9 protein-coding genes and 2 riboswitches are annotated in these 15,310 nt (G+C 43.9%); of the genes, 3 read left to right on the top strand and 6 right to left on the bottom strand.

Going from position 1 to position 15,310, the window contains the following annotated elements:
• Positions 1–216: 216 nt before the first annotated feature.
• The 5 genes from B9A22_RS21790 to thiM form a co-directional block, all read right to left on the bottom strand.
• Complete coding sequence (locus tag B9A22_RS21790) at positions 217–2,946, bottom strand: molybdopterin-dependent aldehyde oxidoreductase (RefSeq protein WP_084578057.1); 2,730 nt, start codon at positions 2,944–2,946, stop codon at positions 217–219.
• Between the two features lie 88 nt (positions 2,947–3,034).
• Positions 3,035–4,060, bottom strand: coding sequence for a molybdopterin-binding protein (locus tag B9A22_RS21785; RefSeq protein WP_084578056.1), 1,026 nt, complete (start codon positions 4,058–4,060; stop codon positions 3,035–3,037).
• A 298-nt stretch (positions 4,061–4,358) separates the two neighbouring features.
• Complete coding sequence (locus B9A22_RS21780) at positions 4,359–6,389, bottom strand: sigma-54-dependent Fis family transcriptional regulator (protein WP_084578055.1); 2,031 nt, start codon at positions 6,387–6,389, stop codon at positions 4,359–4,361.
• A 121-nt stretch (positions 6,390–6,510) separates the two neighbouring features.
• Positions 6,511–6,625: riboswitch (molybdenum cofactor riboswitch) on the bottom strand.
• Between the two features lie 92 nt (positions 6,626–6,717).
• Entirely contained in the window at positions 6,718–7,218 is a 501-nt protein-coding gene (gene thiW / locus B9A22_RS21775; RefSeq protein WP_084578054.1) for an energy coupling factor transporter S component ThiW, read from the bottom strand.
• A 7-nt stretch (positions 7,219–7,225) separates the two neighbouring features.
• On the bottom strand, positions 7,226–8,050 hold the full coding sequence (gene thiM, locus B9A22_RS21770; RefSeq protein WP_084578053.1) for a hydroxyethylthiazole kinase: 825 nt from the start codon (positions 8,048–8,050) through the stop codon (positions 7,226–7,228).
• A gap of 267 nt (positions 8,051–8,317) precedes the next feature.
• Here thiM and pyc point away from each other — a divergent pair, with 267 nt between their 5' ends.
• The 3 genes from pyc (at position 8,318) to B9A22_RS21755 (ending at position 14,991) form a co-directional block, all read left to right on the top strand.
• On the top strand, positions 8,318–11,770 hold the full coding sequence (pyc, locus tag B9A22_RS21765) for a pyruvate carboxylase (protein ID WP_245824099.1): 3,453 nt from the start codon (positions 8,318–8,320) through the stop codon (positions 11,768–11,770).
• 41 nt (positions 11,771–11,811) lie between these two features.
• Positions 11,812–11,909: riboswitch (TPP riboswitch) on the top strand.
• Between the two features lie 69 nt (positions 11,910–11,978).
• Complete coding sequence (thiC, locus tag B9A22_RS21760) at positions 11,979–13,277, top strand: phosphomethylpyrimidine synthase ThiC (RefSeq protein ID WP_084578052.1); 1,299 nt, start codon at positions 11,979–11,981, stop codon at positions 13,275–13,277.
• A gap of 271 nt (positions 13,278–13,548) precedes the next feature.
• Positions 13,549–14,991 (top strand): ATP-binding protein, encoded by a 1,443-nt coding sequence (locus tag B9A22_RS21755; protein WP_084578051.1) that lies wholly within the window; start codon positions 13,549–13,551, stop codon positions 14,989–14,991.
• Between the two features lie 10 nt (positions 14,992–15,001).
• Here B9A22_RS21755 and B9A22_RS25670 read toward each other — a convergent pair whose 3' ends face one another.
• Positions 15,002–15,157, bottom strand: coding sequence for a hypothetical protein (locus B9A22_RS25670; protein ID WP_176215643.1), 156 nt, complete (start codon positions 15,155–15,157; stop codon positions 15,002–15,004).
• Positions 15,158–15,310: the final 153 nt, after the last annotated feature.

Below are 15,310 nucleotides of genomic sequence, written 5' to 3'. Positions count from 1 at the left end.
TTATCCAGGGACTTAGCCGCTCTTACTCCCGCCTTTAGAGGGCGGGAGTCTTAGAGCGGGTTAGTCATCGGATAAATAATTAAAGTTTCTTACATATAGGGGAAACCTAAAACGAACGGAAAACCGGCTTGGCTTCCCAGTTCGTTTTAGGCTGCTTACTTAAAACTCATAGATATTGTTGGTTATCAATCAACTATATACTTCCCAGTGATGAAATTATTTTTTTGGCATAGCTGCCAGAATTTTTTCAGGCAGTGCAGGTACTGACTGCACCCGAGCGCCGCAAGCGTTGTAGATAGCATTAAGAATAGCAGGATGTGGAGAGGTCAGAGGGCCTTCTCCTATGCCGGAAGCACCATACGGGCCATGTTCACGCGGGGTCTGGACATAGATGATTTTCATGTTATCAGGAACGTCTTTGATAAACGGCAGGCCGCATCCAACTAAACTGGTATGCTTTTTGAGATCTTCAAAGTCTTCAGTAAGAGCAAGACCAATACCTTGGGCCAGACCGCCATATACTTGCCCATCAGTAGTTTGCTTATTGGTAATTGTACCGCAATCAATAACAGTAGTAAAATCAACTACTGTTGCTTTACCGGTCTTCATATCAACTTCAACTTCAGGCATAAAGAGTTCGTATACATAGCAGCAGAATGGGTCGCCTTGGCAGGTTTCAGGACTGCAGTCAGTGCACATGGAGGCAGCCCATTTACCTTCGTAATGAACGGGGATGTTCTCAGCGACCATTTCGTCATAAGTACGGAAGGTTCCGTCAGCTTTACGCATTGCGTTCACAAGCATTTCGCAACCAACGCGAATGGCGTTACCAGTCATAACGTTTTGGCGGCTGCCGCCGGACGGACCGCTAGCAGGTGTAAAGGCCGTGTCATTCATAACAAGCTTGATTTGTTCTGGCGCAATACCCATCTGACGGAGGGTTTCATGAGCGTGGGTCAAAGTTGCAAGATCGGCACCTTGACCATGATCTTGCCAGGAGTCGCCAATACTTACAGTACCATCTTTGTTAAGTTCAACCCAGCATACAGAACCGTCAGGGCCGTCAAGACCGCAGCCATACATACCGACTCCCAAACCAACGCCACGTTTCTTTTCAGGGGTTGAGAGTTCTTTACAACGCTTTTTAGCTTCTTCGTACAACGGACGGAGTATATCCATCATTTCTTCTAAACAGAATACTTCCGGTACCTGGCCGGTAGGAGTGGTAGAACCGGGACGGTAGATATTCTTATAACGCAGATCAAATGGATCCATGCCAAGTTTTTCGGCCAAAATGTCGATAGCGATTTCTGAAGACAGGAAGGCTTTAGGCGAGCCATAAGCGCGGAAGGCTGAGCCCCAAGCATGGTTAGTGCAAACAGTGCGGCCTTTTCCGCGAATGTTCGGAATATTATAACCTGCACCAGTAAACTGACCTTGACGTACAGTGTTGAGGTCACCAAATTCACTGTACGGACCATGGTCAAGCCACCAGTCGGTTTCCATTGCTACCAATTTACCTGTTTTATCGGCGGCGAGCTTGCATTTTACAAGGGCAGGTGAACGCTTACCAGTATACGTAATTTGCTGATACATGGTGAAGTCAAGAGAAACAGGCTTGCCATCGCAAGCTACGCAAGCAACGCCGAGCAATGCTTCGTTGGTCGGACTGAACTTGTAGCCAAAGGTAGCGCCGGTCGGGTTAGCAACAAGACGCAGCTTTTCCGGCTCAATGCCGATGCCGGGAGCAATCATGGCATGATGCAGGTGAAGGGCAATACTCTTGGAATGAATAGTCAGACGGCCTTCTTCATCCATATAGGCGCAGCCGGTATCAGGCTCGAGCGGAAGGTGCGGCTGACGGCTGCAGTAGGTCTCAGCTTCTGCAGTAACAATATTGGGGTCTGCCATGAACGGCTTAGTGTCTTCACCTTTTACAACGCCTTGTTCATAGTAAATATTAGGGGTGCCAGGATGAATTTCAATAGCATCCGGAGCCATGGCAGCAGGAGCGCTCATGTAAGCTGGCAATACTTCCAGGTCAACCTTAACTGCGGCAGCAGCTGCTTTAGCATGCTCTACAGTATCGGCGGCAACAATAGCGATAGCGTCTCCAAACTGGAATACTTTCTCATCATTAAGGATCGGGCGATCCCAGCCGTCGCCTTTATTACTTGGGAAGGTGATTAGACCTGTAATCCGGTTTTTACCTTTAACGTCTTTATGAGTAACTACTTTGTAAACGCCAGGCATTTTTTCGGCTGCAGAAGTATCAATCCCCTTAATATTAGCATGGGAGACTTCCGCTTGAACCAAGGCCAGACGTAAGGTACCTTTAGGCATTTGCAGGTTGACATCGGCACCGTAGTCCCAGGTACCGGTAACTTTTTGCAAAGCAGACGGACGATGATAGGTTGTTCCATAGATCTTGTTGCCAACAGGCTTAAATAACAGATCTTCTTTACGCATTTCACCGCGAACAACTTTAGCTGCTGCCATAACAGCATCAACTAACGGCTGATAACCGGTACAACGGCATGCATTACGGTTCTTCTGGAACCATTCGCGAACCTCTTCTCTGGTTGGATTGGGATTCTCGTCAAGCAAAACCTTTGCCGACAGAATAAAGCCAGGACTGCAGAAACCGCATTGGGCGCAACCGTATGCCATCCAGGCTACTTGCAGCGGATGAAGATTGTCGGGTGTAGCAAGACCTTCGATGGTGGTTATAACAGCTTGATCAGGCACCCTCTTCATTTTCACAACACAAGACCTTACAACTCTGCCATCCATGATAATAGAACAAGTGCCGCATTGACCTTGATTACAGCCAACCTTACAGCCGGTCAGGAGAAGTTGTTCGCGAAGCACGCTTGCCAGACTGACTTCAGGGTCAACAATTAACGTTCTGGGAAGGCCATTGATGTTCAGAATCTTCTTTTGCATCTGTTTTCTCTCTCTCCTTTATGAATGTTCTTATATCTCAGGGGATTGACATATCCCCGAAATACACGTGACTTCCTAAACCAGATTATTATATACCTTTTCCAAACCCACATTCTGGATAACGGCATTCTTCGCATACCAGGCACAACCCACCATGACCAAGCCGTATGATATCTTTACGGGACAGTTCCTCGCCGGCCAATATGCGTGGTACAACCAGGTCAAATATAGTACTCTTATGATACATTACACACCCAGGCAGACCTAGCACCGGAACTTGCCCAAAATAAGCAAGCATAAACATAGCTCCTGGTAAAGTCGGCGCTCCATATGTCACTATCCGGCCGCCAGCTGCCCGGATACCGGAAGGGGTTACGTCGTCAGGGTCAACAGACATGCCGCCTGTAGTAACAATCATATCGGCGCCTTCCATAAGTAAACTATGGATTGCTTCACTAATCATGGAAATATCATCAGGAACAAAGATTTGACGTAAGATGGAGCTGCCTAAACGCTCAAACTTATCTTTCAGCACAGGCCCAAAACAATCTTGGATACGGCCATGGTAAACCTCGCTGCCGGTAGTTACCACCCCTACCTTATACGGATTCAGTTGTTTAAGCTCCACCACCGGATAATAAGCAGCACATATCTCTTCAATTAGTTGGATCTTTTTTGTCTCAATTACCAGGGGAATAATTTTGCAGCCTGCAACCTTTCTGCCCATGTCTACCATCTGGTTAGAATGCAAGGTGGCCACTGCAATCTGCTCAATGTCGTTTATTCTTTCGAGAGCCTCGGTATTAATTTTTAACAAGCCGCTTTTGGCGGCACTTAATTCGACTTTGCCTTCTGCAGCATTGGCAAATACCAGTCCGGATCCAGCTACTGCATGTGCCAATCTTTCTGCTGCATTATTTTCATGAATTGTTTGTTCGTTTATTTCCCACACGTAAATATGTTCTTTACCGATGTTTAGCAATCTGGAGATGTCTTCTTTTCGGATAACGTGTCCTTTTTTAAACGCTCTTCCTTTACACTTACCAGGAATGATTTCTGTTACATCGTGGCAAAGGACCATGCCTTCTGCTTCATATACTGAAACTGCTCGCATTAACCGCCCTCCCTAACTGCAAATAAAGCTATATGGCTAGCTTCATTAATATACTTAATTGAAAGTAATAAATCGCAAGTTCCATGCCAATTATTGGACACTAAAAACAAAAAAGCCAACTTTTATTGACAGTTGGCTCGGATTGAAGACAAACCCCACTTTCAGGCCAACAGGCATGGGCACGGGATCTCATTGGAGTCTCTAACCAGCTTACTATTAGACAGTTGGCTTACCAATTCTATTGTTCCATGTGTGTCACAAGTGTCACACAAAAATGACATTGTGGTACACTTATCTACTAATCGTCTATCGCATACTGCTTCATCTTCCGATATAAAGTATTACGGGAAATACCCATATTTCTAGCTGTCAGACTAACATTCCCCCTATGCTTGGATAGAAAGTCAATAATTTCCTGTCTTTCGCTCTCCTCCACCAAGCGGCGTCGCTGCGCCCTCCCGCCTGATGATTCCAAATTATTCTTAGTAAGAGGATATCCTTCACTAGTATTAGCCGGCTGCCAATTACTTATTTCTTTGGGGAGATTGGCTAATGTTACTGTTTGTCCTTCGGTCAGGCTAACAATTCGTTCCACCACGTTTTGAAGCTCACGTACATTGCCAGGCCAGTTATACCTTACGATTCGTTCTATCACCTCGGAATTAACCTGAAAACTCCGACAATTCTTATCCAGCTTTTCTAGAAAATAATTAAATAATGATATGATATCCTCTGAGCGTTCTCGCAACGGCGGTATTGTGATGGATATAACATCCAGCCGATAATATAGATCTTTCCGGAAAGTACCCTTCTCTACTTCTTTCATTAAGCATTTATTGGTAGCGCAAATCACCCTGACATCAACAGGAATTACCTTATCACAGCCAATTCTGTTTACATTCCTCTCCTGTAAGACCCGTAGGAGCGCTACTTGCTGCTCAAGTGGCATATCACCAATTTCATCTAAAAATAGCGTACCGCCGGTAGCAAGCTCAAATTTCCCTGGTTTTCCACCTCGCTTGGCTCCAGTGAAAGCTCCATCCACATAACCGAAGAGTTCACTCCCAATAAGTTCCCTTGGTATTGCCCCGCAGTTTACTGCAATAAAAGGTCCGGACCGGCGCTCACTTCGATTATGAATAGCCTGGGCGAAAATCTCCTTACCGGTACCGCTTTCCCCCTGGAGCAGTACATTAGACATGGTCGTTGCAGCGAGAGAAGCAACCCGGATGGCTTCAAGAATCTCTTTGCTCTCACCGATAATATTGCTGAATTGTAACGTTCCATAGTGACCGCTGAACCTATTTACTAATTTTTGAATTTGCTTGATTGGCCGCAGGATAATAACGCCGCCAATCACTGTACCTTGCTCATCAGTAACCGGTTCGCCAGAGGCCAGACAATGACTCAAGCCCTGGCTGGTGTCTAGCATAAGTTCAACATCTGTGCAGGATTCATTGCACTTTAACATTCTTCTGATGAAACTCTTAGCCCCTAGAATACTTTCTACTTGCACTCCCTGTTTGGCTTCAGGCGAGCTCAAACCAAAGCCTAATATTTCTTTTGCAACAGGGTTTAGTTCACTAATTACACCATTTCTGTCAATCATAATGACGCCGTCAGACATGGTGTTAAAAATATTTGTCAGACGATTATTAATTACACTTAATTCATTATTCTTCTTCCGAATCCCCAGTTGAGCCGTAATCGCTTCAGCAGCAGCCACCACCATCCCCAGTGTATGAAGATGAGCAGCAGTCGATTCTCCGGAAACGTCCAAAATCCCTATAACCCTACCTTTTGAGTCAAGAATGGGAGCTGCAGAGCAGGTCAGGCAGTGGTGCTTGCGGCAGTAGTGTTCAGAACCTGATACCTGTATCGGTTTCTGGATAACTAGAGCCGTACCTATTGCGTTGGTACCGGCTTCCGTTTCACTCCAGTTTGCTCCCTGAAAAAAACTGACAGTCATAGGGTTAGTTAATGTATTTTCGTCTCCAAATATCTCCATAATATAGCCACGCACATCAGTTAGCGCTACCACAAAACCAGAGCCTGCGACAATCCGGTATAAATTGTCCATAAACGGTTTAGCTACGGTAATAAGCTCCCGGTTTTGTCTCAGCATAACCTGAAGGCTGGTATTTTCAAGGCTGTGATGAATATTGTCATTATTAGGATTAACCCTGGCTTGGCGGCACCTCATCCATGAATTGAGCACTTCCGTTCTGATAGAATAATTGCTATTTTTGTCTGTGAGGGTTAACGTGGCTGTAAATCTTCGCCATTCAACCGAAGTACCATCAATAGTTTTTTCAGCGTAAACCGACATAAGTCACCTGCCTGTTCTCGATTTTTACTCAACGCAAGGTATGCCTCTGAAACCAAAATAGAGTAAATCGACTGCAATAAAAAAACAGAGCACGCCAAAAGGATGAGCGCTCTGCCTCAATAAAAGATAGCACTGACTCCTTTCCGCAACGGGAGGCTTACCAATTTCCCGGTAAACCCATCGATTTGGCTGCCGTAGTTTCCATTAGACTGCCAAATTCGGAGTTACTAACTATTCAATTTTATCTACATTAAAGTATTCGTTGCTAAATGTTAAAATCCTGCATCCTTTGGATTTATTACCATAAATTAGAAATATTTATCAAGCATTATCTTCCACCAACATTAATCTTTTCATAAAGAATTGCGGGAATGGAGGTTTTGTATAGTAAATAGGCAATAATACTGCCTCCGGCAGTACTAACCATAAACGGAATAACAAAGAAGAATGCCCCGACTGGTGAGCCGATAAAATATTTCGCAACAGGATATGCCAGTAAGGCGCCAATGACACCAGTGCCGATAACCTCACCGGCAATGGCCCCCCAGATGCTATTGGTCTTTTTATATAAGAACCCAGCAAGCGCTGCACCCACCATACTCCCGGGAAAGGCTAAAAGAGATCCTGTTCCCAAAACGTTGCGCAAAAGTGATATACCAAAGGCAGCACTAACAGAATAGCGGGTTCCCAAAAGTACTGCAAGCAATATATTGATCACATGCTGTAAAGGAAAACATTTGGCAATGCCGACCGGGATATAAACCAAGTGGGCAGAAAGAACACCGATAGCCATAAAAATCGCAGTATATGCCAATTTTCTTATTTGCATAGTTCACCTAACTCCTTATTGTCAAATAATCTGATCGTATCATCTGAATCAGCGTTTCCGGGTTCATAGTAGCTATCGCATCAAAAAGCCGCACCCGGAAAGTTCCTAACCCTTCATGGTCTTTCAAGCTTCTCTGGGCAAGCTCTCCCGCGATACCCATTGTTGCAATCCCGGCGACGGTACCAACAAACGAATCCTTTGTCACACTGCAAAAACAAGCGATCAACGAGGTTGTCATACACCCGGTCCCCGTAATTCCGGCTAACATGGCATGACCGTTATGGATGCTGCAAACATGGCTGCTGCTGGCAACAACATCAGTTTTACCTGTTACAGCAACTACACAGCCTACTCTTGCTGACAGCCTCTGGACAATATCCCAGCTGTATTCCTCTTGCTCCATTGAGTCAACACCTTTAATGTCGCCTCTTAGCCCTGTCAAGGCTTTGATTTCCGCTAGGTTGCCGCGTATCACAGATACTTGAAGCTCATCGAGGATTCGGTTTGCCGCGTCAATTCGCAGCCTGGTAGCACCAACGCCAACAGGATCAAAAACAATAGGAATCCCCATGTGAGCAGCTTGTTTGCCAGCAACGATCATTGCTTCTAGTTTTCTTGGGTTTGGCATCCCCATATTTAATACCAAACCCGAAGCGAAAGAAACCATCTCTTCTACTTCATCAACATCTTCAGCCATAACTGGGGACGCACCAATACCCAGCGTGACGTTGGCACAGTCATTTATAGTAACATAGTTTGTGATGTGGTGGATAAGTGGCCTTTTTTCCCTTAGTAGCCGAAGACTATCTGCAACTTCATATAATATATCCAACCTCGTATCCCTCCGCAATGGTTGCTGCAATGGTTGCTGCAATGATTTTCAGCGTTTACTTCCATATTATTCTCCCTATTGAAGCGACTTCCTGCCTGTACGGCCAACGGACTTACCTTCATCTTTACAAAAATACGACCTTTTTTTCAAATGTTATACTTTTACTATTTTTCATAAAGTATCTTGTGCTTTTTGTAAATCAGTGGTAAATTACCAATTACAGTTGTATTTTAATATTGCACTATTGTTTGCTTTTGGAGGGGAATTATGATGAACAAAATTCAGACGGTGCTGGTTGCCAATCGTGGCGAAATTGCTATCCGGGTCATTCGGGCCTGTAATGAGTTAGGAATACGCACAATTGCAATCTATTCCAAAGAAGATATTTTCTCATTACACCGCTATAAAGCCGATGAAGCGTATCTGGTAGGCGAAGAGAAAAGCCCTGTTGACGCTTATCTGGATATTGAAGCCATTCTTCGCATAGCAAAAAAACGTGATGTCGATGCCATTCACCCAGGTTACGGTTTTTTATCTGAAAACATTAATCTTGCCAAACGCTGTAAAGAAGAAGGCATACTCTTTATTGGCCCGGAAATTGAGCATTTATCCATGTTTGGCGATAAAATCAATGCCCGCGCTCAGGCTGTGGCTGCAGGGTTACCGGTCATACCAGGCAGCAATGGACCTGTAGCTAATGTGGAAGATGTCAAAGCTTTCGCTAAGCGCTATGGGTATCCATTCATCATTAAGGCCATTTTAGGCGGCGGTGGCCGGGGCATGCGTATTGTCCGCACTGCAGCCTCCATAGAAGAGTCCTATCATCGCGCCAAATCAGAAGCTAAGGCATCTTTTGGCGATGACCAAATCTATCTTGAGCGCCTCCTCGAAGACCCGAAACATATCGAGGTGCAAATCATCGGCGACCAGTATGGTAATGTCGTACATTTGTATGAAAGAGACTGTTCTGTTCAACGCCGCCACCAGAAGGTGATCGAGATTGCGCCTAGTATCTCACTATCAGAAGAACTCCGGCATGAGATCTGCAATGCGGCAGTCAAATTGATGAAGGCTGTCGGCTATGTGAGTGCTGGTACTGTTGAATTTTTAGTAACACCTGATCAGCAGTTTTATTTCATTGAAGTTAATCCTCGTATTCAGGTAGAGCACACTATTACCGAAATGATTACAGGGATCGATATTGTTCAAGCCCAACTGCATATTGCCGATGGTGCACCCCTGAGTGATGACAATATTGGTATTGCTAACCAGGAATGCATTACCTGCAATGGTCACGCCATTCAATGCCGGGTAACCACTGAAGATCCAGCGAACCACTTCATGCCTGATACAGGAAAAATAACGGCATACCGCAGCGGCGGCGGCTTTGGCGTACGGCTTGACGCCGGTAATGCGTATGCTGGTTCGGTCATCACACCTTATTATGATTCGCTGCTTGTCAAGGTCTCTACCTGGGGCCTCACGCATAAAAGCTCTATTGCTAAAATGAAGCGCTGCCTCAATGAATTCCGCATCCGCGGTATAAAATCTAACATACCCTTCCTCTATAACGTAGTTAACCATGAGGACTTCCTCAGCGGTAACTATTTCACCACCTTTATCGACACATCTCCCGAACTTTTCGTATTCTCCCAGCCTCAGGACAGGGGAACTAAACTGCTTAATTACTTAGCTGAAATTACTATTAATGGCTTTGAAGGACTCGACAAACGCCCCAAACCTAGTTTTCCACCAGTTAGACTCCCGCAAGTGCCAGCAGGCCCATTGCCCGACGGTACCAAACAAATCCTCGATCAGCGTGGGCCGGATGGCCTGGTAGCCTGGATTAAGGAACAAAAAGAGGTTTTATTGACAGATACCACGCTGCGCGATGCCCATCAATCCCTCCTGGCTACGCGGATGCGAACACATGATATGGTAAATGTGATTTCCCCTACCGCCCATATGCTGCCTAATCTGTTCTCACTGGAGATGTGGGGCGGCGCTACGTTTGATGTCGCCTATAGATTCCTAAAAGAGGATCCCTGGCAGCGCCTTTCGGACCTGAGAAAACAGACTCCCAATCTTTTATTTCAAATGCTGCTGCGTGGTTCCAATGCCGTAGGCTATACCAGTTATCCGGATAACGTAATCCGCGCCTTCATAGCACAGGCCGCCGAGGCCGGTATCGACGTTTTTCGCATCTTCGATAGCTTAAACTGGCTTGCCGGTATGACTGTATCAATTGACGCCGTACGGCGCTCTGGTAAGGTAGCTGAAGTTGCTATATGCTATGCAGGTGATATCCTTGATCCTGCCCGCACAAAATATGATTTAAAATATTATGTGAATATGGCAAAAGAAATAGAGCAAGCTGGCGCCCATATCCTGTGCATCAAAGATATGGCCGGTTTGCTTAAGCCAGAGGCAGCATATAGACTTATATCAGCGCTTAAAGAGACTGTAGAACTCCCCATCCACCTGCATATGCACGATACCAGTGGCAATGGCATCTATTCATACGCTCGGGCCATTGATGCCGGCGTAGACATTGTCGACACAGCAATCGCCGCTTTGTCTGGGATGTCGTCACAGCCAAGTGGAAATTCCCTCTATTATGCTTTGCAAGGCCATGCGCGACAGCCTAAAGCGGACATCCGTAAACTAAACGAATTATCCCATTACTGGGAAGATGTACGCGCCTACTATAAGGATTTTGAGAGCAGTCTCTTCTTCCCCAATGCTGAGGTGTATCAGCACGAAATGCCTGGCGGGCAATATAGTAATCTAAGGCAGCAAGCCAAATCACTAGGGCTCGAAAGCCAGTGGGATAAAGTCAAAGAAATGTACCGTCAGGTAAATGATATGTTTGGCGATATTGTCAAGGTAACGCCCTCTTCCAAAATCGTGGGCGATATGGCCTTGTTCATGGTCGAAAACAACCTGACAGAAGACGACATCTATGAAATGGGAGATACCTTGGACTTCCCTAACTCTGTCGTTGAGTTTTTTTCCGGACAAATCGGCCAGCCTTACCAGGGCTTCCCGAAAGAATTGCAGCGCATTATTCTAAAAGGAAAAAAACCATTGAGAAAACGCCCTGGTGAACTACTGGAGGCAGCTAACTTTGCTGAAATCCGTGATACTCTGGCAGACACACTGCAGCGCCCTGTAACTACCTGTGACATACTGGCTTACTCGCTGTATCCGAAAGTATTTCTCGATTGGGCAAACTTCGTTAATTCCAATGGTGATGTGTCTATTCTAAATACACCTACCTTTTTCCACGGCCTAAAACTCAGGGAAGAAATCAGAGTTGACATTGAAGAGGGAAAAACCCTTGTAGTTAAACTTATTTCTATTGATGACCCGCTTCCAGATGGCACCCGGGTCGTCAACTTTGAACTTAATGGCTTACCGCGTGAGGTTGCGGTCAAAGACAAAAATATTAAGAGAGTGATCATTTCCCGTATTAAAGCTGAAAAGGACAATTCTAATCATCTCGGCGCTTCTATGACAGGAAAAGTTGTAAAAGTTATGGTCGAAAAAGGAGATTATGTTAAAAAGGGCGAACACTTAGTAGTTACTGAAGCTATGAAAATGGAAACAACCATTCAAGCGCCATTTGACGGCATAATAAAAGAACTCTATGTAAAACCACAGGACCCTGTGCAAACAGGCGACCTATTAATTGAACTCTTAAAAGCTGCAAAAGCGTAGCTGAGTGTATTGTCTATTAAACAGCTTCACCAATGTTAATTAGTTATAGCTAGGGGTGCCAAACGGCTGAGAGGATTAAAATCCAACCCTTGAACCTGATGTGGTTAGTACCACCGTAGGAAAGCTTTTTTCAAATAATCTTAGAGCTTGCCGGTGTGTACCCCCTTGCCTATAGCTAAAATATAATTAAAAGGAAGGGGAAATATTAATGTACACTACACAAATGGATGCTGCCAAACGAGGCATTATTACTGAACAAATGCGTATCGTAGCCAGGGAGGAAAACATCGGCCTTGAGTTGCTGCGCGAACTAGTGGCAAGCGGCAGGATTGTCATCCCGGCAAACCGCCATCACACCAGCCTCAGTCCTAAAGGGGTTGGCGAAAAACTCCGTACCAAAGTCAATGTTAATTTAGGTGTGTCAAAAGACTGCTATGATATCGAGCTTGAGTTAGAAAAGGCCAAAAGAGCCATTGACCTAAAAGCTGAAGCCATTATGGACTTGAGCTGTTATGGGAAAACCAGGGATTTTCGGCGAAGTCTCATCGAAATGTCACCGATAATGATTGGTACCGTACCGATGTATGATGCCGTGGGCATGCTTGATAAGGATTTAAAAGATATTACAGTTGATGAGTTTTTTTCAGTTGTCGAAAGACATGCTGAAGATGGTGTCGACTTCATGACCGTTCATTGTGCTATGAACCAGAAAACAGCTGAACGAATCAAAAATAACACCCGGCTCACCAATATTGTGTCCCGGGGTGGCTCAATACTATTTGCCTGGATGGAACTAAATCACCAGGAGAACCCGTTTTATCAGTATTATGATAGATTACTGGATATCTGTGAAAAATATGATGTGACAATAAGTTTAGGCGATGCCTGTCGTCCTGGTTCTATCCACGACTCAACCGATCCGGCACAAATTGAGGAACTTATTACCATGGGTGAATTAACTAAGCGCGCTTGGGCCAGAAATGTGCAAGTCATGATCGAAGGCCCTGGTCATATGGCCATTAATGAAATTGCTGCCAATATGTTGTTAGAAAAAAGACTGTGTCATGGCGCGCCATTTTATGTACTTGGTCCACTAGTCACCGATATTGCGCCTGGCTATGATCATATTACCAGCGCTATCGGCGGTGCTATAGCTGCTTCTAACGGTGCAGACTTCCTCTGCTATGTAACACCAGCTGAACATCTTCGCTTGCCAAACCTAGATGATATGAAAGAAGGAATCATCGCCACCCGGATTGCAGCCCATGCAGCTGACCTTGCTAAAGGAATCCCCGGTGCTCGCGATTGGGATAACCAAATGAGTGCAGCCCGGGCCGATGTAGACTTTCCTCGCATGATTGAACTAGCCATTGACCCGGAAAAGGCAAAAAGATACCGTGAGGAGTCTAAGCCTGAGTGTGATGATACTTGTACTATGTGCGGTAAGATGTGCCCAATGAAGAACATGAAGAAAATCCTTAATGGGGAAGACTTGAGCATCATGTAACTATATGTTGGATATGTGACCGCATACAAACACTGCCTAGTAAGAGTGGTACTGTTTACAAGTAATTAGGATTGCCTAATACTTGTAGCAGTACCACTTTTGTATTTCTGGGTTCTTATGTTTTTATTTGCTATACAATCCACCCCTTAAAGAAGATACTCTATACGATTTTCAAATTTTATCTATTTTTTGAAATAAATGTAAAACGAAAGAAGGGTTTATTAGTAAAATGTGGTAATTAGTAATAATTAAGTACTACTAGGAGGATCCTATGTTACCCACTTCGATTCACCGGAGAACATATATTATTGTATCAATTGTTGTCTCTATACCGCTAATCTTATGGGCCTTCGTTAATGCTAATAGAACTTATACCCTTTTGCAATATGCAGTAAAGCAAGAACTAATTACTGCTGCCACTACTTTGGAACAAAGAATTCCCGCATCGTATGAACAGTTGTTAAAATCAGATGATATGTTATATAGTCCCAGTGAAGAAAAGAGAAAAGCATTAAATCGGCATCTTCAACCAATTGTTGACGAAGTTGCTAAGAATTACCCCTCCTTTGGCTTGGGATACTATTCCCCGGAACTGAACATCGTCGCTCTTGCACCTTTTAATTCTGAAATACTCGGAGCCAAAGCTCACCGGTTATCTTTAAAAATTTATGAAACAAAAAAAATGGACATCGCATATTTAGACAGTGGTGTAACTAGAGATGAGCAACCGCTTATGGCAGTAAATTATCCACTATACTATGGTGGGCAGCTGATCGGACATGTGTGGGCAAACTACAAAATGGATGACTTAAACAGACAGTATTATTTTTTGATTCTTAAATATTTAGGTCTTATTTTTTTGCTATGGATTTGTGTCTTATTAATTATCCACTGGGCTTTTGGGAGAATGGAGAAAGCTTTACATGAACTTGCTGATCAAGTTAAAAATGGAAGTTATAATCCGAATAAGCTGGTAGAATTTCCGCAGCTAATCCCTGTCCTTAATACAATACTAAACTTATATAAAGATAAGGAAAAAGCAATGGAAGAAATTGCAAAACTAGATCGGCTTAATCTGGTTTCTCAAATGGCAGCCGGTGTTGCTCATGAGGTTAGAAATCCTTTAACTGTCATAAAAGGATTTTTGCAATATTTTCAAAAAAAGGAACTTACAACTACTACACAAGATCAATATAGATTAATATTAGAGGAACTAGCGAGGGTTGAGGGTATTATTTCTGATTTCCTTTCCTTAGCAAAAAGTAAAGTTACACAACAAAAACTGTGTAATTTGAATCACCTTCTTGAAGGAATATATCCATTATTATCTGCGCAGGCATTAAAACAAGGAATAGAGTTAAAATTTCAATTGGATTCCCGAATACCCAATTGCCTCATAAACGATAAAGAAATAATCCAACTTGTTCTAAATCTTTCCCGAAACGCAATTGAAGCTATGAGTAAACGTGGTATTCTCACCATACAGACACAATTAAACGGTATGGAAATTATATTGCTTATTTCAGATACTGGCTGCGGCATTCCTCAGGAGATACTAAAAGATATTTTTAATCCATTTTATACAACAAAAGATAATGGCACAGGTTTAGGCCTAGCAATATGTGCTAGTATCGTTAATCGACACAATGGTACGATTACTGCCCAGTCCATCGAAAATGAAGGAACTACTTTCCGAGTCGCTATACCGGTGTAGAGTATAAAAACTACCTCATTCTTTCAAACTTAAATAATGTCACAAGAATCCACCAGCGCCAGTGTCCGACAACTTCACCCAGCCAATTCTCAATGCGGGCCTGGGTTAACTGCTTTACCATTTCAGCAATTTGTTCATTAGATGGATAATTAGCCATTGTGGGCATAGGCCCCCCTTAGAATTTGCTGTATTAGTATTAGCACCGCAATAATTATTATTTTAAGAACATGGGGAATGCATATCTTAAACTCCTACAGGCTACTTCCTTGACATTTTTTATGAAATGTTGTATATTCATTATGAAATATTGCTCATAAAT

Source organism: Sporomusa malonica (assembly GCF_900176355.1).
In the GTDB taxonomy this organism is placed as follows: Bacteria; Bacillota; Negativicutes; order Sporomusales; family Sporomusaceae; genus Sporomusa; species Sporomusa malonica.
Note: the sequence above shows the minus strand (reverse complement) of the source record. Positions and strands in the feature narration are given on the sequence as shown.

Excerpts from the sequence above, each read along its gene's own strand:
- B9A22_RS25670 (WP_176215643.1), bottom strand. The coding sequence starts at position 15,157 with ATGCCCACAATGGCTAATTATCCATCTAATGAACAAATTGCTGAAATG.
- pyc (WP_245824099.1), top strand. The coding sequence starts at position 8,318 with ATGATGAACAAAATTCAGACGGTGCTGGTTGCCAATCGTGGCGAAATT.
- thiW (WP_084578054.1), bottom strand. The coding sequence starts at position 7,218 with ATGCAAATAAGAAAATTGGCATATACTGCGATTTTTATGGCTATCGGT.
- B9A22_RS21785 (WP_084578056.1), bottom strand. The coding sequence starts at position 4,060 with ATGCGAGCAGTTTCAGTATATGAAGCAGAAGGCATGGTCCTTTGCCAC.
- B9A22_RS21755 (WP_084578051.1), top strand. The coding sequence starts at position 13,549 with ATGTTACCCACTTCGATTCACCGGAGAACATATATTATTGTATCAATT.
- thiC (WP_084578052.1), top strand. The coding sequence starts at position 11,979 with ATGTACACTACACAAATGGATGCTGCCAAACGAGGCATTATTACTGAA.
- B9A22_RS21780 (WP_084578055.1), bottom strand. The coding sequence starts at position 6,389 with ATGTCGGTTTACGCTGAAAAAACTATTGATGGTACTTCGGTTGAATGG.
- B9A22_RS21790 (WP_084578057.1), bottom strand. The coding sequence starts at position 2,946 with ATGCAAAAGAAGATTCTGAACATCAATGGCCTTCCCAGAACGTTAATT.